The 18082-nt window shown below is 64.3% G+C and carries 18 protein-coding genes; 11 read left to right on the top strand and 7 right to left on the bottom strand.

Annotation, left to right across the window (positions count from 1 at the left end):
* The first annotated feature begins 148 nt into the window (after positions 1-148).
* Positions 149-1954, top strand: a complete 1806-nt coding sequence (locus RAM80_RS24380) for a di-heme-cytochrome C peroxidase (protein WP_416422966.1) — start codon at positions 149-151, stop codon at positions 1952-1954.
* Positions 1951-3132, top strand: coding sequence for a catalase family protein (locus RAM80_RS24375; protein WP_416422965.1), 1182 nt, complete (start codon positions 1951-1953; stop codon positions 3130-3132). The genes RAM80_RS24380 and RAM80_RS24375 overlap by 4 nt, the downstream gene beginning before the upstream one ends.
* A gap of 164 nt (positions 3133-3296) precedes the next feature.
* Here RAM80_RS24375 and RAM80_RS24370 read toward each other — a convergent pair whose 3' ends face one another.
* Positions 3297-3551 (bottom strand): DUF3077 domain-containing protein, encoded by a 255-nt coding sequence (locus RAM80_RS24370; RefSeq protein WP_416422964.1) that lies wholly within the window; start codon positions 3549-3551, stop codon positions 3297-3299.
* A gap of 531 nt (positions 3552-4082) precedes the next feature.
* On the opposite strand from RAM80_RS24370, the gene RAM80_RS24365 reads away from it, so the two are divergent.
* Positions 4083-4235 carry a DUF3309 family protein gene (locus tag RAM80_RS24365; RefSeq protein WP_009045034.1) on the top strand — a complete coding sequence of 51 codons (153 nt, stop codon included), beginning with the start codon at positions 4083-4085 and terminating at the stop codon, positions 4233-4235.
* Positions 4236-4298: 63 nt separating this feature from the next.
* On the opposite strand, the gene RAM80_RS24360 is transcribed toward RAM80_RS24365, so the two are convergent.
* The 3 genes from RAM80_RS24360 to RAM80_RS24350 all read right to left on the bottom strand — a co-directional run bounded on the left by RAM80_RS24360 (position 4299) and on the right by RAM80_RS24350 (position 7356).
* Entirely contained in the window at positions 4299-5957 is a 1659-nt protein-coding gene (locus RAM80_RS24360; protein WP_416422963.1) for a cation acetate symporter, read from the bottom strand.
* Complete coding sequence (locus tag RAM80_RS24355) at positions 5954-6265, bottom strand: DUF485 domain-containing protein (protein ID WP_416422962.1); 312 nt, start codon at positions 6263-6265, stop codon at positions 5954-5956. The genes RAM80_RS24360 and RAM80_RS24355 overlap by 4 nt, the downstream gene beginning before the upstream one ends.
* Before the next feature lie 233 nt (positions 6266-6498).
* A complete protein-coding gene (locus tag RAM80_RS24350; protein ID WP_416422961.1) occupies positions 6499-7356 on the bottom strand; it encodes a glycine betaine ABC transporter substrate-binding protein in 858 nt (285 codons plus the stop codon).
* A gap of 271 nt (positions 7357-7627) precedes the next feature.
* Between RAM80_RS24350 and RAM80_RS24345 the strand changes: the two genes are divergently transcribed.
* The gene (locus tag RAM80_RS24345; protein ID WP_416422960.1) at positions 7628-9178 is read left to right on the top strand and encodes a beta (1-6) glucans synthase; all 1551 of its coding nucleotides are present in this window, start codon (positions 7628-7630) and stop codon (positions 9176-9178) included.
* Between the two features lie 86 nt (positions 9179-9264).
* On the opposite strand, the gene RAM80_RS24340 is transcribed toward RAM80_RS24345, so the two are convergent.
* Entirely contained in the window at positions 9265-9621 is a 357-nt protein-coding gene (locus RAM80_RS24340) for a hypothetical protein (protein WP_416422959.1), read from the bottom strand.
* A 213-nt stretch (positions 9622-9834) separates the two neighbouring features.
* On the opposite strand from RAM80_RS24340, the gene RAM80_RS24335 reads away from it, so the two are divergent.
* The 3 genes from RAM80_RS24335 (at position 9835) to RAM80_RS24325 (ending at position 12942) form a co-directional block, all read left to right on the top strand.
* Entirely contained in the window at positions 9835-11133 is a 1299-nt protein-coding gene (locus tag RAM80_RS24335) for a serine/threonine protein kinase (protein ID WP_416422958.1), read from the top strand.
* Positions 11126-11902, top strand: coding sequence for a VacJ family lipoprotein (locus RAM80_RS24330; RefSeq protein WP_416422957.1), 777 nt, complete (start codon positions 11126-11128; stop codon positions 11900-11902). The genes RAM80_RS24335 and RAM80_RS24330 overlap by 8 nt, the downstream gene beginning before the upstream one ends.
* Positions 11903-12087: 185 nt before the next feature.
* A complete protein-coding gene (locus RAM80_RS24325; RefSeq protein ID WP_416422956.1) occupies positions 12088-12942 on the top strand; it encodes a pirin family protein in 855 nt (284 codons plus the stop codon).
* A gap of 78 nt (positions 12943-13020) precedes the next feature.
* On the opposite strand, the gene RAM80_RS24320 is transcribed toward RAM80_RS24325, so the two are convergent.
* Both RAM80_RS24320 and RAM80_RS24315 read right to left on the bottom strand, forming a co-directional pair.
* Positions 13021-14157 carry a patatin-like phospholipase family protein gene (locus RAM80_RS24320; protein WP_416422955.1) on the bottom strand — a complete coding sequence of 379 codons (1137 nt, stop codon included), beginning with the start codon at positions 14155-14157 and terminating at the stop codon, positions 13021-13023.
* A gap of 113 nt (positions 14158-14270) precedes the next feature.
* On the bottom strand, positions 14271-15206 hold the full coding sequence (locus tag RAM80_RS24315) for a lipid A biosynthesis lauroyl acyltransferase (protein WP_416422954.1): 936 nt from the start codon (positions 15204-15206) through the stop codon (positions 14271-14273).
* Positions 15207-15318: 112 nt separating this feature from the next.
* Here RAM80_RS24315 and minC point away from each other — a divergent pair, with 112 nt between their 5' ends.
* The 4 genes from minC (at position 15319) to RAM80_RS24295 (ending at position 17990) form a co-directional block, all read left to right on the top strand.
* Positions 15319-16062 carry a septum site-determining protein MinC gene (gene minC / locus RAM80_RS24310; RefSeq protein WP_416422953.1) on the top strand — a complete coding sequence of 248 codons (744 nt, stop codon included), beginning with the start codon at positions 15319-15321 and terminating at the stop codon, positions 16060-16062.
* A 139-nt stretch (positions 16063-16201) separates the two neighbouring features.
* A complete protein-coding gene (gene minD / locus RAM80_RS24305) occupies positions 16202-17014 on the top strand; it encodes a septum site-determining protein MinD (RefSeq protein ID WP_027977290.1) in 813 nt (270 codons plus the stop codon).
* A complete protein-coding gene (minE, locus tag RAM80_RS24300; protein ID WP_008366588.1) occupies positions 17014-17265 on the top strand; it encodes a cell division topological specificity factor MinE in 252 nt (83 codons plus the stop codon). Before minD ends, minE begins: the two co-directional genes overlap by 1 nt.
* A gap of 89 nt (positions 17266-17354) precedes the next feature.
* Complete coding sequence (locus RAM80_RS24295; RefSeq protein WP_027977289.1) at positions 17355-17990, top strand: RluA family pseudouridine synthase; 636 nt, start codon at positions 17355-17357, stop codon at positions 17988-17990.
* Positions 17991-18082: the final 92 nt, after the last annotated feature.

Here is an 18082-nt window from a genome sequence, read left to right as displayed (position 1 = left end):
CGGCGAGCTTTCAGGGGCCTCAACAGCTCGCTGGCAAGCCAGCTCCTACAGGATACAAAGTAGTACATAAAACAGGGGAATAGCCACTTGCCACTGTATATATAATCAGGCATAAAAGGGGACTGTTTCCCTGATATGGATGTCTGCCGTGCGTTTCGTCTCCCGCGCCCTGCTGGTGCTATTGTTTGGCCTTTTCGTCGTGTTGGCGGTGGTGCTGTACTACACCGCGCGCCCCAACCTGCCCCGCTACGAGCCGGCGCAGACCCTGCGCTACCTGGACCAGTGGAGCGCCGCCGACCGCCAGCTGTACTACTTCACGCCCCAGGGCACCCAGGTCAAGGGCCTGCATTACGACTGGTTCACCAACCTGGAATTGCCGTTCTCCCAGGACCGCTTCGCCGCCCCCGAGTACCTGGCGCGCTTCGGCTTCCTCACCGAACCGCACCAGCAGGCCAGCGCCGCCAACCCCGGCAACCTGCCGGTAGGCTTTGCCCGCCACCGCAACGACGGTGACAACGCCGAGTACCTGGACATCACCTGCGCCGCCTGCCACACCGGCGAGCTGCGCCTGAACGGCCAGGCCGTGCGCATCGACGGCGGCACCGCCCAGCACGTGCTGCCTTCCAGCGTACCGACGCTCAAGGGCGGCAGTTTTGGCCAGGCGCTGGTGTCGAGCCTGGCGGCCACCTACTACATCCCGTGGAAGTGGAGCCGCTTCGCCCACCGCGTGCTCGGCGAGCGCTATGACAGCGACCGCGACCTGCTGCGCAAGCAGTTCAAGGCCTCGCTGGACACCTTCGCCCACACCGCCTGGAACGACTGGCACCGCAACCTCTACCCCACCCAGGAAGGCCCTGGCCGCACCGACGCCTTCGGGCGCATCGCCAACGCCACCTTCGGCGACGCCATCTCGCCCGCCAACTACCGGGTGGCCAACGCCCCGGTGGACTACCCGCAGCTGTGGGACATCTGGACCTTCGACTGGGTGCAGTGGACCGGCTCGGCGCAGCAGCCCATGGCCCGCAACGTCGGTGAATCCCTGGGCGTGGGCGCCACCCTGAAGTTCTTCGACGAGCACGGCCAGCCGCTGACCGGCGACGACCGCTACGCCTCCAGCGTGCGGGTCAAGGACCTGTACAGCATCGAAACCGCACTGCAGCACCTCAAGGCGCCAGCCTGGCCCGAAGACATCCTCGGCAAGGTCGACCTGCAGAAGGCTGCAGCGGGCCACGCCTTGTTCACCGACAACTGCGCGGGTTGCCACGTGCCGCCCACTGACAAGAGCAGCGGGCGCCCGGTGCGCCAGATGGTGCTGGTACCCACGCAAACCATCGGCACCGACCCCACCGCCGCCAACAATATCGCCACCTACCGCTACGACGTCAGCAGCCTGAAGTGGACGCCCGAAGACCTCAAGGGCCTGAACGTGACCCTCCAGCCCGACCCCGGCCCGCTGGACCTGACCAAGGTCTCGGTGGCCCAGGGCCTGGCGTACGTCACCGCGTTCGTGGAGCGGCACGCCTACAAGGCCGCCGGCATCAGTGAAGCCGACCAGGCCCGCTACAACGGCTTCGGCCTGCCGATCGGCGTGCTGGAAGTGCTGGCCTATAAAGCTCGCCCCCTGGCCGGCGTGTGGGCCACCCCACCGTTCCTGCACAACGGCTCGGTGCCCAGCGTGTACCAGCTGCTGTCGCCGCAAGATGAACGCCAGCGCACGTTCTACCGTGGCAGCCTGGAATACGACCCGGCCAACCTGGGCTACCACACCGCGCGCTTCGACGGCGCCTTCCTGTACGACACCGCCATCACCGGCAACCACAACAGCGGCCACGAATTCCGCGACGGCCCGCGTCAGCGTGGCGTGATCGGCCGCTACCTGGCCCCGGAAGAACGCCGCGCACTCATCGAATACCTGAAAGTTCTGGGCGGCCCGCTCGAGGAAAAATTGCCATGATGTTCAGCGACTCGTCCCGCCTGCCGGGCTTCTTCGGCCGCCTGTGGCTGCGCCTGGGCCGCGGCCTGTTCAAGCTGGCGCTGTGGCTGCTGGTGCTTGGCGCCCTGGGCATTGCCATCGGCTACGGCTACTACGCGTGGAAGTTCTCTGGCCCCGTGCCGGCCGAGGAACAGGTGCCGCCCGGCGAGGCGGCCATGACCCAGGACATCATCCAGACCGCCATTCGCATCGTCGACCAGCACCGCGAGCCCACTCGCTACCTGCGTGACGCCCACGCCAAGGCCCACGGTTGCGTGACCGCCGAGGTCAGCGTGCCGCAGAATTTGCCCGCCGACCTGCGCCAGGGCGTGTTCGCCCAGCCGGGCAAGGTCTGGCAGGCCTGGATGCGCCTGTCCAACGGCAACGCCTACCCGCAGTTCGACCAGCTGCAGGACGCCCGCGGCATGGCCATCAAGCTGCTCGACGTACCCGGCCAGCAACTCATGGCCGACCAGGCGGGCAAGCACGAGCAGGACTTCGTGATGTTCAACCACGCCAACTTCTTCGTCAGCGACGTGGCCGAATACCGGCAGAACATCGGCGCCCAGGCCGACGGCAAGCAGGTGCTGGCCTTCTTCCCCAGCTGGGACCCGCGCAGCTGGCAGCTGCGCCACCTGCTGATCGCCAAGGCCACCCTGGCCGACGCGCCCGCCAGCCCTACCCTGGCCACCTACTACTCGGTGTCGCCGTACAAGTTCGGCAGCGCCAACGCCAAGTTCCGCGTGGTGCCCGACCCCGGCAGTTGCCCGCCCTACACCGTGGCGAAGCAGAACCAGGACCTGCCCAACTTCCTGCGCACCGCCCTGCACCAGCAGCTGACCACCGACCAGCAGCCGGCGTGCTTCATGCTGCAGATCCAGCGCCAGGATGCGCGCAAGTACATGCCCATCGAAGACACCAGCGTGCAATGGAAGGAAAGCGACGCGCCGTTCCAGACCGTGGCCATGATCCGCGTGCCACCCCAGGACTTCGACACCCCGGCGCAGAACCTGATGTGCGACAACCTCTCGTTCAACCCCTGGCACGGTATCGAGGCCCACCGCCCCATCGGCGGCATCAACCGCCTGCGCAAGGCCGTATACGAAGCCGTTAGCGACTACCGCCACGCGCGCAATGCGGCGCTGAACCCAACCCCGTAAAAACTGCCGCACGAAGGCGCCTGTGGGAGCTGGCTTGCCAGCGAGTTGTTGATGGCCGAAAAACTCGCTGGCAAGCCAGCTCCCACATGGACAGTGGTTGCTACGGGTATCAGGTTTTGCGCACGGTATCAGCGGTCATGATGCCGTGCGGAAACGATGATATTTCAGACGCAGGCGTCTACCAGCGCCTTGGCCTTGGTGAGCAGCGGCAGCCCCGCGCGGGCGAAGGCCTTGTCGTAGGTGGCGTCGCTGTCGGCGATTTCGTAGGCGGTGGCGTGGGCGTAGCCCAGCAACAGGGAAACCTGGGCCAGGGCGTCTTCGGCGGGGATGCCGGGGTTGACGGCGAACATGGGTTGGCCCGTGCTGTCGGTGGGGCCGAAGGGGGTGAGTTGGGTGACGGTTGGGATGTCGGAAGTCATGAACAAGTCTCGTATTGGTTAGGTAAGCCAACCTCCGCTTGCACGCGATGGGTGGCAGCTGCACGCAGGTGTGCAAGACCAGGAACGAGTAAACCCGGCAGGACCGAAGCCCTCCCGCGCACAGCTACCATAATCGTCGAGGCGTACGGATACGCCGGCTCGAATCTTACAATAGCCGCACTCGTTTGACCCAGGCTTGCACGCCTGCTCGCTGTGTTTGCAGCGAGGCCCGGAGACTAGCCCCCCTGCCCCCCGAGGCTCAAGTCAGACGTTTCCGAAACTGTTTCCGCGCTTGTAGGACGCACCGGTCCGTAGCAGCTGCCGAAGGCTGCGTCGGGGGCACGGCGGGGCTGGGGACGCAGCCTTCGGCAGCTGCTACGGGGGTATTTTTGGGGGTGGGGAAAGTTCGGCACACGGCGCGCAAATATTTTCGGACTTTTTTACGAACCCCAGAGTCGGACTTAATAAGCCGTCACGCTTTTTCCTGACGCTAAAAGCCTGCACCCCAAAAGTCGAATAAAGGATAACGCCATGGGCACCATACTTATCATCATTCTCATCCTGCTGTTGATCGGTGGTCTTCCTGTATTCCCGCACTCCCGCAGCTGGGGTTACGGGCCATCGGGCATTATCGGCGTAGTGCTGGTGGTACTGCTGATACTGGTATTGCTGGGCAGGATATAACCGGTAAAAAGCCCTACAAAAAAGGCAGCCCGAGGGCTGCCTTTTCATTACGCGCTTTATAACTTAGTGGGCCACTGCCCCGCTGGCGCCCAGGCCGGTCTGCGAACGCACGAACTGCGGCATGAACAGCGCCCGTTCATCATCGGCCGCCTTGGACTTGTCGGTGATGGAGAAGAACCAGATACCCACGAAGGCAATGATCATCGAGAACAGCGCCGGGTATTCGTAGGGGTAGATGGGTTTCGCGTGGCCGAGGATCTGCACCCAGATGGTCGGGCCCAGGATCATCAGGCCCACGGCGCTGATCAGCCCCAGCCAGCCGCCGATCATGGCACCACGGGTGGTCAGGCGTTTCCAGTACATGGAAAGGAACAGCACCGGGAAGTTGCAGCTGGCGGCGATGGAGAACGCCAGGCCCACCATGAACGCGATGTTCTGGTTCTCGAACAGGATGCCCAGGCCGATGGCCAGGATCCCCAGGGCGATGGTGGTGATTTTCGAGACGCGAATCTCTTCTTTCTCGTTGGCCTTGCCCTTCTTGATCACGCTGGCGAACAGGTCATGGGACACCGCCGAGGCACCGGCCAGGGTCAACCCGGCGACCACTGCCAGGATGGTGGCGAAGGCCACGGCCGAGATGAAGCCCAGGAAGATGCTGCCACCCACGGCATCGGCCAGGTGCACCGCCGCCATGTTGTTGCCGCCGAGCAGCGCGCCAGCCGCGTCCTTGAACGCCGGGTTGGTGCTGACCAGCAGGATGGCGCCGAAGCCGATGATGAAGGTGAGGATGTAGAAGTAGCCGATGAAGCCGGTGGCGTACAGCACGCTTTTACGCGCTTCCTTGGCGTCGGACACGGTGAAGAAACGCATCAGAATATGCGGCAGGCCAGCAGTGCCGAACATCAGCGCCAGGCCCAGGGAGAACGCCGAGATCGGGTCTTTCACCAGGCCGCCGGGGCTCATGATGGCCTCGCCCTTGGGGTGAACCTTGATGGCTTCGGAGAACAGCGTGTTGAAGTCGAAGTTGACGTGTTTCATCACCATCAGCGCCATGAAGGTGGCACCCGACAGCAACAGCACGGCCTTGATGATCTGCACCCAGGTGGTGGCCAGCATGCCGCCGAACAGCACGTACAGGCACATCAGGATGCCCACCAGCACCACGGCCACGTGGTAGTCCAGGCCGAACAGCAGCTGGATCAGCTTGCCGGCGCCGACCATCTGCGCAATCAGGTAAAACGCCACCACCACCAGCGAACCACAGGCCGACAGGGTACGGATCTCGGTCTGCTTCAGGCGGTAGGAAGCCACGTCGGCAAAGGTGTATTTGCCCAGGTTGCGCAGGCGTTCGGCGATCAGGAACAGGATGATCGGCCAGCCCACCAGGAAGCCGATGGAGTAGATCAGGCCGTCGTACCCAGAGGTGAACACCAGGGCCGAAATACCCAGGAAAGACGCCGCCGACATGTAGTCACCGGCAATGGCCAGGCCGTTCTGGAAACCGGTGATGCGCCCCCCCGCCGCGTAATAGTCGGCTGCGGACTTGTTGCGCTTGGAGGCCCAGTAGGTGATGCACAAGGTGGCGCCCACGAACACCACGAACATGACAATGGCCGAGACGTTGAGTGGCTGTTTCTGCACGGCGCCGGTAATGGCATCGGCGGCGAACAGCGCCGGGGCGAACCCAAGGAGGCCGAGGCTGGCCAATAATCGCTTGATCATTGTTGCGCCTCCTTGAGAATTTCCTTGTTCAGGTCATCGAACTCGCCGTTGGCACGACGTACGTAGATGCCGGTCAATATGAATGCGCTGAGAATCAGCCCGACACCAATGGGAATACCCCAGGTGATAGACGATTCGGGGGTCAGTTTGGCGCCCAATATATGGGGGCCGTAGGCGATCAGTAGAATGAACGCCGCATAAAGCCCAAGCATGATCGCCGAGAGTATCCAGGCGAATCGTTCCCTTTTTTGCACCAGCTCCTTGAAGCGCGGGCTGTTTTGTATCGATAGGTAAATGCTGTCGTTCATTGTTTTTATCCTCGCAGCACAGATGGGGTGACACTGTTCCACTTTAGGCTGCTGTGAAAGCGGCTCCAGACGACCTTAGTATTAGATCGACATTACCGCTTTGCCAGTCGACATAGTTGCTTAGCTTACTTATGACAATAATAAAACCTGCCTGCCATTGCACTGAAACGAAAAAACCGCCGGGGCTATTAACCCCGACGGTTCTGGAAGTTGCGGTATAGAGCGGTTGCGGGTTATTTAGCAGTCCACTCTGCCACGCGGTCAGGGTGCTTGGCGACCCAGTCCTTGGCCGCAGCTTCAGGCTTGGCGCCTTCCTGCACGGCCAGCATCACCTCGCCAATCTCGTCCTTGGAGTTCCAGTGGAATTTCTTCAGGAAGGTAGCCACTTCCGGCGCCTTGGTGTCCAGTTCCTTGCTGCCGATGCTGTTCACGGTTTCAGCCGCGCCGTACACGCCTTTCGGGTCGTCGAGGAAGCGCAGTTTCCACTTGGCGAACATCCAGTGCGGCACCCAGCCGGTCACGGCGATGGATTCATGCTTGTCGTAGGCGCGGCCCAGTTCGGCGGTCATGGCGGCGCCGGAGCTGGCCTGCAGCTTGTAGCCGGTCAGGTCGTAGTCCTTGATGGCCTGGTCGGTCTTGAGCATCACGCCGGAACCGGCGTCGATGCCGACGATCTTGTCCTTGAAGGTCTTGTCGGTCTTCAGGTCGGCGATGGACTTGGCGGCCACGTACTCGGGCACGATCAGGCCGATCTTGGCGTCCTTGAAGTTGGGGCCGTAGTCGACCACCTTGTCCTTGTTCTTGGCCCAGTACTCGCCGTGGGTAACCGGCAGCCAGGCCGACAGCATGGCGTCGAGCTTGCCGGTGGCCACGCCCTGCCACATGATGCCGGTGGCCACGGGCATCAGTTTCACGTCGTAGCCCAGCTTCTGCTTGATCACTTCCGAGGCCACGAAGGTGGTGGCGACGCTGTCGGACCAGCCATCGACATAGCCGATGCTCAACGTTGGCTTGGTCTCGGCGCTGGCCAGGGTGGAACTTGCAGCAAGTACCAGAGCGGTGGCCGCTCCCAGGATTTTCTTCATCTTCATCCAGACTTCCCCAAAAGGCTGCGCTCGACGGCGGTCGAGCATCGTTGGCGTGCACGGCGCTGGCAAATCGCCTTGTAGTGCCCAGTGATCATCAACCTCGCGGGCCGAGCATCCTGCTCTGGCTGCGACCTTGAGGCAGCGAGAAACGACATCACCTTGCCATTAGCGCCACCGACCAACGGTCGTCTGCCCGAACTTTGCATGGTGAATGCATAAGCGCCGGGCAAATACAGGTAACATGCGCGGCTTTGTTGCCTGACGAAAATAGCCAATGCCCGCCACATCCCGCTCCACCCTGTTGCCGTACCTGTTTGCCTGTGTGCTCGGTCTGCTTGCCCTCGCCGGTTTCTGGTACGGCCTGGGCAAACCGGTGGTGCTGCCCGACGCGGCCAGCGCCACGCATAAACTGCAGTGCGCCTCGTATACGCCGTTCGACAAGGACCAGTCGCCGTTCGACCAGCCGTTCAAACTGCGCCCCGAGCGCATGGACGCCGACCTTGCGCTGCTGGCCACCCGTTTCGAGTGCATCCGCACCTACTCCATGACTGGCCTTGAGGGCATCCCCGCCCTTGCCCGCAAGCACGGCCTGAAGGTGATGATCGGTGCCTGGGTGAACGGCAACCCGGTGGACACCCAGAAGGAAATCAAGGCGCTGATCACCGCTGCCAACGCCAACCCCGACGTGGTGACGGCGGTGATCGTCGGCAACGAAACCCTGCTGCGCAAGGAAGTCACCGGCAAGCAGTTGGCCACGCTGATTCGCCAGGTGAAGAGCCAGGTCAAGCAGCCGGTCACCTACGCTGACGTCTGGGACTTCTGGCTGCAGTACCCGGAAGTGGCGCCGGAGGTGGACTTCCTCACCATCCACCTGCTGCCCTACTGGGAAGACAACCCCAGCGGCATCGACAAGGCCCTGGCCCATGTGGCCCAGGTGCACGACGAGTTCGCCAAGCGCTTCGCGCCCAAGGACATCCTGATTGGCGAGACCGGCTGGCCCAGCGAAGGCCGCCAGCGCGAGACCGCCCTGCCCAGCCGCGTCAACGAGGCGCGCTTCATCCGCGGCGTAGTGGCCATGGCCGAGCAACGCGGCTGGCACTACAACCTGATCGAGGCCTTCGACCAGCCGTGGAAACGCGCCAGCGAAGGCGCCGTGGGCGGCTACTGGGGCCTGTTCGACGCCGACCGCCAGGACAAGGGCGTGCTGCAGGGCCCGGTCACCAACGTGCCGTTCTGGCCGCAGTGGCTGGGCGCCGGCGTGCTGCTGTGGTTGGCCACCCTGGCCTTCGCCGGGCGGGTGAACAACCGCCGCAGCGCCCTGCTGCTGCCGCTGCTGGCGGCCGTGGGTGCCGGCAGCCTGGGCGCCTGGGGCGAGCTGGTGCGCATCAACGCGCGCTTCGCCGAAGAGTGGGTGTGGGCGGTGCTGCTGGTGGGCCTGAACCTGATCGTGCTGGCCCATGGCGTGCTGGCCCAGGCGCAGCGCAGTGGCTGGCGCGAGCGCCTGTTCGCCTGGCTGGACCGCCGTGGCGGTTGGTGGCTGGGGGCCGCAGGCTTCGCGGCGGCGGTGATGATGCTGGCGCTGGTGTTCGACGCCCGCTACCGCAGCTTCCCGAGTGCGGCGCTGGTGCTGCCGGCGCTGGTGTACCTGCTGCGCCCGGTGCGGGTGCGCAGGCCCGAGGCGCTGCTGCTGACGGCAATCGTGGCCGTGGGCATTCCGGTGCAGCTGGCCATTGAAGGCCTGCAGAACCAGCAGGCCTGGTGGTGGGCGATTGTCAGCGGCCTGATGGTGTGGGCGCTGGCGCGCAGCCTGCGCACCTCGCGGTAACCGCGCGGGCCTCATCGCGCCCAAGGGCGGCTCCTACACCGATCCGCGTAGGAGCCGGCCTTGGCCGCGATGCAGGCGACGCCAAATCAGCGTCTTACCAGGCGCAGGCCGGCGATCACCACGGCGAACACCGCCAGGCTGGCGCTGTACAGCACCAGCCCGGGAATGCCGATGACCAGCGCCAGCACCGCAAGCCACCAACCCAGGCAGCGCGGCACCAGGAAGCCAACCACGGCGGCCGCCAGCGCCGCCATGGAAATCATGCGGAAGTGAATCAGGTAGCCCAGCCCCGAGCGCAGCTGGCATTCCCAGCGGCTGGCCTCGTCGCTGCACAGCCCCACCCAGCGGGCATCCTCCATCAACCCGTAACGCACGCCATAGCTGGCAGCCAGGCTCAGGGCAACCAGGACGAAAAGCACGATCAGCGACGTACGGCGGGACATGACACACTCCGGAAAGGAAAAACGGCGCCAAGAATAACCACCCCGCCCTGTTATGCAAGGCGAAAACAGCCAATGTAGCTATTGTGTCTGTTGGTGTATCACGCCCGTACAATATTTAGCGTGTCAAAAGTAGTCATACTGGGCAACTTGCCACCAACGTGGTGGTCAGAGCCTGCGTACTTCACTTAGCTTTCGCCTTTTAGGGACACCGTCATGCTTCGAATACTGCACTTCGCTGCCTTGCTGGGCGGCCTCATTTTGAGTGCGTCCGCGCTAGCCAAGGATGTCGACGTCGCCACCTATGGCTACCCGTTGACCAACCCCTTCGAAGCCACGATTGCCTCGACACCGCCGGACCTGCGCCCCAAGTTGCCCGCCGATGACGACATCAAGCAGGCCGACCACACGCTGAACCTGCGCCCGGACCGCGACTTCACCCTGCCCGACAACTTCTGGGCGGTGAAGAAACTGCGCTACCGCCTGGCCTACCAGGACCACGCCGCGCCGCTGATCTTCATCATCGCCGGCACCGGCGCGCCGTACACCAGCAGCCTCACCGAGTACCTGAAGAAGCTGTATTACCAGGCCGGCTACCACGTGGTGCAGCTGTCGTCGCCCACCAGCTACGACTTCATGAGCGCCGCCTCGCGCTTCGCCACGCCCGGGGTCACCAAGGAAGACGCCGAAGACCTGTACCGGGTGATGCAAGCCGTGCGCGCGCAGAACCCCAAGCTGCCGGTCACCGACTTCTACCTGACCGGCTACAGCCTGGGCGCGCTGGACGCCGCCTTCGTCAGCAAGCTGGACGAGACCCGCCGCAGCTTCAACTTCAAGAAGGTGCTGCTGCTCAACCCGCCGGTGAACCTGTACACCTCCATCAGCAACCTCGACAAGCTGGTGCAGGCCCAGGTGAAGGGCATCAACAACACCACCACGTTCTATGAAGTGGTGCTGCAGAAGCTCACCCGCTACTTCCAGCAGAAAGGCTACATCGACCTCAACGATGCCCTGCTGTATGACATCCAGCAGTCCAAGCAGCACCTGTCCAACGAACAGATGGCCATGCTGATCGGCACCTCGTTCCGCTTCTCGGCGGCCGACATCGCCTTCACCTCGGACCTGATCAACCGCCGCGGGCTGATTACCCCGCCCAAGTTCCCGATCACCGAGGGCACCAGCCTGACGCCGTTCCTCAAGCGCGCGCTGCAGTGCGACTTCGACTGCTACCTGACCGACCAGGTCATCCCCATGTGGCGCGCCCGCACCGACGGCGGCAGCCTGCTGCAGCTGGTGGACGAGGTGAGCCTGTACGCCCTCAAGGACTACCTGCACGACAGCCCGAAAATCGCCGTGATGCACAACGCCGACGACATCATCCTGGGCCCGGGCGACCTGGGTTTCCTGCGCAAGACGTTCGGCGACCGCCTGACCGTTTACCCCCACGGTGGCCATTGCGGCAACCTCAATTACCGCGTCAACGCCGACGCCATGCTGGAGTTCTTCCGTGGCTAAGACCTTCTTCCTGGCCGCCGCACTGCTGTGTGCCGGCATGGCCCACGCCGACGAGCAACCGACCCACGCCGACCCGGACGGTTTCACCGAGCCGCTCAAGCAGCTCAAGTTCAACCCCGGCCTGGACCAGCGCGAGTTCGAGCGTTCGAGCCTGACCGCGCTGAACGTCTACGACCCGGTGGAGAACTGGAACCGCCGCGTCTACCACTTCAACTACCGCTTCGACGAGTGGGTGTTCCTGCCGGTAGTCAACGGCTACCGCTACATCACCCCCGGCTTCCTGCGCAGCGGCGTGAGCAACTTCTTCAGCAACCTGGGCGACGTGCCGAACCTGGTCAACAGCCTGCTGCAGCTCAAGGGCAAGCGCTCGCTGCAGATCACCGGCCGCCTGCTGCTCAACACCACCATCGGCGTGGCCGGCCTGTGGGACCCGGCGACGAAGATGGGCCTGCCGCACCAGACCGAGGACTTCGGCCAGACCCTGGGCTTCTACGGCGTGCCGGCCGGGCCGTACCTGGTGCTGCCGGTGTTCGGGCCGTCGAACCTGCGTGACACCACCGGCCTGCTGTTCGACTACGGCGCCGAGTCGCAGATCAACTTCCTCAACGTGTCCCAGGAAAGCAGCCGCCACCCGGAAATCTGGGCGTTGCGCGCGGTGGACAAGCGCTACACCACCAGCTTCCGCTATGGCTCGCTGGACACCCCGTTCGAGTACGAGAAGGTGCGCTACATCTACACCGAATCGCGCAAGCTGCAGATCGCCGAGTAATAGCGCGGTGCTTCGGACGCGGCCTGGCGGCCGCTGCTACAAAACCCGTAGCAGCGGCCGCCAGGCGGCGTCGCCTTCACAAAGCATCAATTCCATCGATAGTTGATAGCCAAAATAGTCGCTATTCGTTCGATATTTCCCGCGCAACAATAGAGCCATTCCCACCCTCCTACAGGAGTTGTGCAATGACTCAATTTCGCAAGATCATCGGCATCCAGGCCGGCCAGGCCACTTCCGACGGCGCTGGCGTCAGCCTGACCCGCGTCATCGGCGGCCCCGGCATCGAACGCTTCGACCCGTTCCTGATGCTCGACGAGTTCGGCTCCGACAACCCCGACGAATACATCGCCGGCTTCCCGCCGCACCCGCACCGTGGCTTCGAGACCATCACCTACATGCTCGAAGGACGCATGCGCCACGAAGACCACCTGGGCAACGTCGGCCTGCTGCAAGGCGGTGGCGTGCAATGGATGACCGCTGCCCGCGGCATCATCCACAGCGAGATGCCCGAGCAGGAAGAAGGCGTGATGCGCGGCTTCCAGCTGTGGCTCAACCTGCCCGGCAAGGACAAGCTCGGCACCCCCGGCTACCGCGACATCCAGCCCGAGGACATTCCGCGCCTGACCACCCCGGACGGCATCGACGTGGTGGCCATCGCCGGCACGTTCGACGACGGCCAGGTGCAGCAACTGGGCGCCGTGGAGCGGCCACACACCGAGCCGCACCTGTTTGACCTGCGCCTGCCAGCCGGCGCCAGCATCAGCCCGCGCCTGCCCGAGGGGCACCGGGTGATGCTGTACGTGTACGAAGGCGCGGTGCAGCTGCCCGGCCATGCCGGCAGCGTGGCGGCCAGCCGCCTGGTGCGCTTGAGTGACAGTGGCGAGCTGCGCATCGACAGCGCCGAGGGCGCACGGGTACTGGTACTCGCCGGCGAGCCGCTGAACGAGCCGGTGGTGCAATACGGCCCGTTCGTGATGAACAGTCGCGAAGAGATCGAACAGGCCCTGCGCGACTTCCGCGACGACCGCCTGACGGCCTGACCCCACCCGTGGGAGCTGGCTTGCCAGCGAGCTGTTGAGGCCCGAAAAACTCGCTGGCAAGCCAGCTCCCACAGACGGTTATAGCGGTTGGAGGAAGGCCAGGATTTCAGCCTGCTTGGCCAGCGCATCGCGCCGCCCCAACTCGATCAGTTCGCTGCAATACCCCGCCTCGAACAGCAGGTAACTCAGCAACCCCGCCCCACTGGTTTTCGTCGCCCCCGGCCCGCGCAGGAACAGACGCAACGCCGCTGGCAGTTCATGCCGGTGCCGCGCGGCGATCTCGTCCAGCGGCTGGCTGGGCGACACCACCATCACCTCCACCGGGTTCAAGCCCAGCGGCGCGCTGTGCACGTCGGCCGGCAACAACCGCCCCAGTTGGTTGAGGCGCTGCAGCAGTTCCAGGTCGTCTTCCAGGCTGTCGATGAAGGCGCTATTGAGCAGGTGCCCGCCGATCTGCGCCAGGCTCGGCTGCTGGTCGCTGCCGGCCAGTTGGCCGCCGTCCGGGCCGCGGGCGTTGCCGCTGACGCCCACCACCAGCACCCGCTCGGCGCCCAGGTGCAGCGCCGGGCTGATGGGCGCGGACTGGCGCATGGCGCCGTCACCGTAGAAGTCATCGCCAATGCGCACCGGCGGGAACAGCAGTGGGATGGAGGCGCTGGCCAACAGGTGCTCGACGGTCAGGCGGGTCGGCACGCCGATACGGCGGTGGCGTAGCCAGGGCTGGATGCCGCGGCTGCCCTGGTAGAAGGTCACCGCCTGCCCGGAGCTGTAGCCGAACGCCGTCACCGCCACCCCATGCAGGACGCCAGCGGCCAGGGCGCCCTCGATGCCGGTGAGGTCCAGGCGCTCGCGCAGCAGCGCGCCCAGCGGGGCGTTGTCCACCAGCGCCACCGGCACGCTGCCGCCAATGCCCAGCAGGCTGTGACGGATGAAGCGGCTGGCCTGGCGCACCACGCCGGGCCAGTCGCTGCGCACCACCTGGTGGCTGGCGAAACCGCGCCAGAACGCTTCCAGGCGCTGCACCGTGGGCACGAATTGACGGGCGCCGCTGGCCAGCGTCACGGCGTTGATGGCGCCGGCCGAGGTGCCGACGATCACCGGGAAAGGGTTGGAGGCGTCGGCGGGTAGCAGCTGCGCGATAGCCGCCAGCACGCCCACCTGGTAGGCGGCGCGGGCGCCACCACCGGAAAGGATCAGCCCTGTGATTGCAGGCATTGCGTGCTCCTGTAGCGGCAAACATCCTGTGGGAGCTGGCTTGCCAGCGAGCTTTCAGGGCCCCAACAGCTCGCTGGCAAGCCAGCTCCCACAAAGACAGTCGCTGCGACGGGCTACCGGCGGCGCTTTTCGTAGAGTCTAGGCGAGCCCGGCGGCCGCGACTTGAAGCGCCGGTGCGCCCACAGGTACTGCTCCGGGCACTCGCGAATGGAAGCTTCCACCCACTGGTTGATGCGCAGGCAGTCGGCCTCTTCGCTCTCGCCGGGGAAATCCGCCAGCGGCGGGTGAATCACCAGCCGGTAGCCGCTGCCATCGGCCAGACGCTGCTGGGTGAAGGGAATCACCCGGGCCTTGCCCAGCCGCGCGAATTTGGTCGTGGCCGTGACCGTGGCCGCCGGAATGCCGAACAGCGGCACGAAAATGCCCTGCTTGGCGCCGTAGTCCTGGTCGGGGGCATACCAGATGGCGCGGCCCTTGCGCAGCAGCTTGAGCATGCCGCGCACGTCCTCGCGCTCCACGGCCAGGGAATCGAGGTTATGACGCTCGCGGCCCTGGCGCTGGACGAAGTCGAACAGCGGGTTGCCGTGCTCGCGGTACATGCCGTCGATGGTGTGGCGCTGGCCCAGCAACGCGGCACCGATTTCCAGGGTGGTGAAGTGCAGTGCCATGAGGATGGCACCCTCGCCGGCCTGCTGGGCAGCCTGCAAATGTTCAAGCCCTTCGATGTGCGCAAGCCGCGCCAAGCGGGCCTTTGGCCACCACCAGCTCATGGCCATTTCGAAGAAGGCGATGCCGGTGGAAGCGAAATTTTCCTTGAGCAAACGGGTTCTTTCGACGAGCGGTAGTTCGGGGAAACACAGCTCCAGATTGCGCGCCGCAATACGGCGGCGTTCGCCGGCGATGCGGTACATGCCAAGGCCCAGCAGGCGGCCGATCACCAGCAAGGCGCGGTACGGCAGCTGCACCACCAGCCACAACAGGCCCAGGCCCAGCAGCAGCGGCCAGAAACGGGGGTGAAGAAAGGTTCGGTTAAAACGCGGGCGATCCATTACAGATTCCGGACAGACAACATGGCCGCGCATTCTACATGGGTTCGCCCGGCTTGCGGCTGGCGGGCGTTCTCGTTATAAGTCTCGGCACTTTTCGTTACAAGGCGCCTTTTTGCCGACCATGAGCCAGACCGAACCGCTAGACCAGGAAAACGTGTTCCAGCTGAAGGGCAGCATGCTCGCCATCACCGTGCTGGAACTGGCCCGCAACAACCTTGAAGGCCTGGACCGCCAGCTGGCGGCCAAGGTTGCCCAGGCCCCGAATTTCTTCAGCAACACCCCGCTGGTACTGGCGCTGGACAAGCTGCCGGCCAGTGAAGGGGCGGTCGACCTGCCCGGCCTGATGCGCGTGTGCCGCCAGCATGGCCTGCGCACCCTGGCCATTCGCGCCAGCCGCATCGAGGACATTGCCGCCGCCATCGCCATCGACCTGCCGGTGCTGCCGCCGTCGGGCGCGCGTGAACGGCCGATAGAATTGGAGCCGCCCAAGCCCAAGCCGCCGGAAAAACCGCCGGCGCCGGTGGTAAATCCGACGAAAATCATTACCTTGCCGGTGCGCAGCGGCCAACAGGTCTATGCTCCGGGGGGCGACCTGGTGGTCATGGCCACCGTCAGCTCCGGTGCGGAACTTCTGGCCGATGGCAACATCCATGTGTACGGCCAAATGCGCGGCCGTGCCCTGGCGGGTATCAAGGGCGACACAAAGGCGCGCATCTTCTGCCAGCACCTGGGCGCCGAGCTGTTGTCCATCGCCGGCCAGTACAAGGTCTCGGAAGACCTGCGCCGCGACCCCTTGTGGGGGGCAGGCGTACAAGTCAGCTTGTCTGGTGATGTGTTGAACATCACCCGCCTTTAACGGATACTGCCGCCATTTTCCGTACAACTTTTAAACTTGGCGGCAAACGGCCATTATCACGGCCTGCCGACTGCAGTTGTTTACAAGTCATGCTTTCATTCAGGGACTAGCAATCCTTTTTCATTAGGGGTGATACACCTTGTCCAAGATTCTCGTGGTTACATCCGGCAAAGGTGGTGTGGGCAAGACCACCACCAGCGCCGCCATCGGTACCGGCCTGGCCCTGCGCGGCCACAAGACTGTCATCGTCGACTTCGACGTGGGCCTGCGCAACCTCGACCTGATCATGGGCTGTGAACGCCGCGTGGTGTACGACTTCGTCAACGTGGTGAACGGCGAAGCCAACCTGCAGCAGGCCCTGATCAAGGACAAGCGCCTTGAGAACCTGTACGTGCTGGCGGCCAGCCAGACTCGTGACAAGGACGCGCTGACCAAGGAAGGCGTGGAAAAAGTGCTGATGGAGCTCAAGGAAACCTTCGAGTTCGTGGTCTGCGACTCCCCGGCGGGCATCGAGACTGGCGCCCACCTGGCCATGTACTTCGCCGACGAAGCCATCGTCGTCACCAACCCCGAAGTGTCCTCGGTACGTGACTCGGACCGCATGCTGGGCCTGCTGGCCAGCAAGTCGCGCCGCGCCGAGCGCAACGAAGACCCGATCAAGGAACACCTGCTGTTGACCCGCTACAACCCCGAGCGCGTGAGCAAGGGCGAGATGCTGGGCGTGGAAGACGTCAAGGAGATCCTGTCGGTGACCCTGCTGGGCGTGATTCCCGAGTCCCAGGCGGTGCTCAAGGCCTCCAACCAGGGCGTGCCGGTCATCCTCGACGACCAGAGCGACGCCGGCCAGGCCTATAGCGACGCCGTCGACCGACTGCTGGGCAAGAACGTGGAACACCGCTTCCTCGAACAGCAGAAGAAAGGATTCTTTGAGCGGCTCTTTGGGGGTAACTGATGAGCATTTTTGACTTCTTTCGTTCCAAAAAGGTCAATACCGCGTCGGTAGCGAAAGAGCGTCTACAGATCATCGTGGCGCACGAACGTGGCCAGCGCAGCACCCCGGACTACCTGCCTGCCCTGCAGAAGGAGCTGGTGGAAGTGATCCGCAAGTACGTCAACATCGGCAACGAGGACGTACAGGTGGCGCTGGAAAACCAGGGCAGCTGCTCGATCCTGGAACTCAACATCACCCTGCCTGACCGCTAACACGGCCTGGCAGCACCCGCGGCGATTGCCGGTGTCCCCTGGTGGGAATACCGACAATCGCCGTTGGCGTTTCTACCGAGACAATTTCAATGCCGCTGTCGAACATCCACATCCTGCATCAGGATGACGCCATCCTGGTGATCAACAAGCCGACCCTGCTGCTGTCGGTGCCTGGCCGTGCCGAGGACAACAAGGACTGCCTGATCACCCGCCTGCAGGAAAACGGCTACCCCGAGGCGCGCATCGTGCACCGCCTGGACTGGGAAACCTCGGGCATCATTCTGCTGGCCCGCGACGCCGACACCCACCGCGAGCTGTCGCGGCAGTTTCATGACCGCGAAACCGAAAAGGCCTACACCGCCCTGGCCTGGGGCCAGCCGGAACTGGACAGTGGCAGCATCGACCTGCCGCTGCGCTACGACCCGCCCACCAAGCCGCGCCACGTGGTGGACCACGAGCAGGGCAAGCACGCCCTGACCTTCTGGAAGGTGCTGGAGCGCTGCGGCGACTGGTGCCGCGTGGAGCTGACGCCAATCACCGGCCGCTCGCACCAGCTGCGCGTGCACATGCTGTCCATCGGCCACCCGCTGCTGGGCGACGGCCTGTATGCGCACCCCGAGGCCCTGGCGGCGTACCCGCGGCTGTGCCTGCACGCCAGCATGCTGAGCTTCACCCACCCCACCACCGGTGAGCGCGTGCGCTTCGAGTGCCCTGCGCCGTTCTGACGGCGCCCCGCCTTGAAACCTTCCACCGTAGCCGCTGCCGCAGGCTGCGCTGGCCCTCGACCACACTGAAGATCTCCAGTGTGCAAGCGGGC

It is taken from the genome of Pseudomonas sp. App30, from assembly GCF_047947025.1.
In the GTDB taxonomy this organism is placed as follows: Bacteria; Pseudomonadota; Gammaproteobacteria; order Pseudomonadales; family Pseudomonadaceae; genus Aquipseudomonas.
The sequence above is the reverse complement of the archived record's forward strand: the minus strand, read 5'-3'. Positions and strand labels throughout refer to the sequence as shown.

Bases quoted from the DNA above. Each gene is read 5' to 3' on its own strand.
- RAM80_RS24375 (WP_416422965.1), top strand. From the start codon at position 1,951: ATGATGTTCAGCGACTCGTCCCGCCTGCCGGGCTTCTTCGGCCGCCTG.
- RAM80_RS24370 (WP_416422964.1), bottom strand. From the start codon at position 3,551: ATGACTTCCGACATCCCAACCGTCACCCAACTCACCCCCTTCGGCCCC.
- RAM80_RS24365 (WP_009045034.1), top strand. From the start codon at position 4,083: ATGGGCACCATACTTATCATCATTCTCATCCTGCTGTTGATCGGTGGT.
- RAM80_RS24360 (WP_416422963.1), bottom strand. From the start codon at position 5,957: ATGATCAAGCGATTATTGGCCAGCCTCGGCCTCCTTGGGTTCGCCCCG.
- RAM80_RS24355 (WP_416422962.1), bottom strand. From the start codon at position 6,265: ATGAACGACAGCATTTACCTATCGATACAAAACAGCCCGCGCTTCAAG.
- RAM80_RS24350 (WP_416422961.1), bottom strand. From the start codon at position 7,356: ATGAAGATGAAGAAAATCCTGGGAGCGGCCACCGCTCTGGTACTTGCT.
- RAM80_RS24345 (WP_416422960.1), top strand. From the start codon at position 7,628: ATGCCCGCCACATCCCGCTCCACCCTGTTGCCGTACCTGTTTGCCTGT.
- RAM80_RS24340 (WP_416422959.1), bottom strand. From the start codon at position 9,621: ATGTCCCGCCGTACGTCGCTGATCGTGCTTTTCGTCCTGGTTGCCCTG.
- RAM80_RS24335 (WP_416422958.1), top strand. From the start codon at position 9,835: ATGCTTCGAATACTGCACTTCGCTGCCTTGCTGGGCGGCCTCATTTTG.
- RAM80_RS24325 (WP_416422956.1), top strand. From the start codon at position 12,088: ATGACTCAATTTCGCAAGATCATCGGCATCCAGGCCGGCCAGGCCACT.
- RAM80_RS24320 (WP_416422955.1), bottom strand. From the start codon at position 14,157: ATGCCTGCAATCACAGGGCTGATCCTTTCCGGTGGTGGCGCCCGCGCC.
- RAM80_RS24315 (WP_416422954.1), bottom strand. From the start codon at position 15,206: ATGGATCGCCCGCGTTTTAACCGAACCTTTCTTCACCCCCGTTTCTGG.
- minE (WP_008366588.1), top strand. From the start codon at position 17,014: ATGAGCATTTTTGACTTCTTTCGTTCCAAAAAGGTCAATACCGCGTCG.
- RAM80_RS24295 (WP_027977289.1), top strand. From the start codon at position 17,355: ATGCCGCTGTCGAACATCCACATCCTGCATCAGGATGACGCCATCCTG.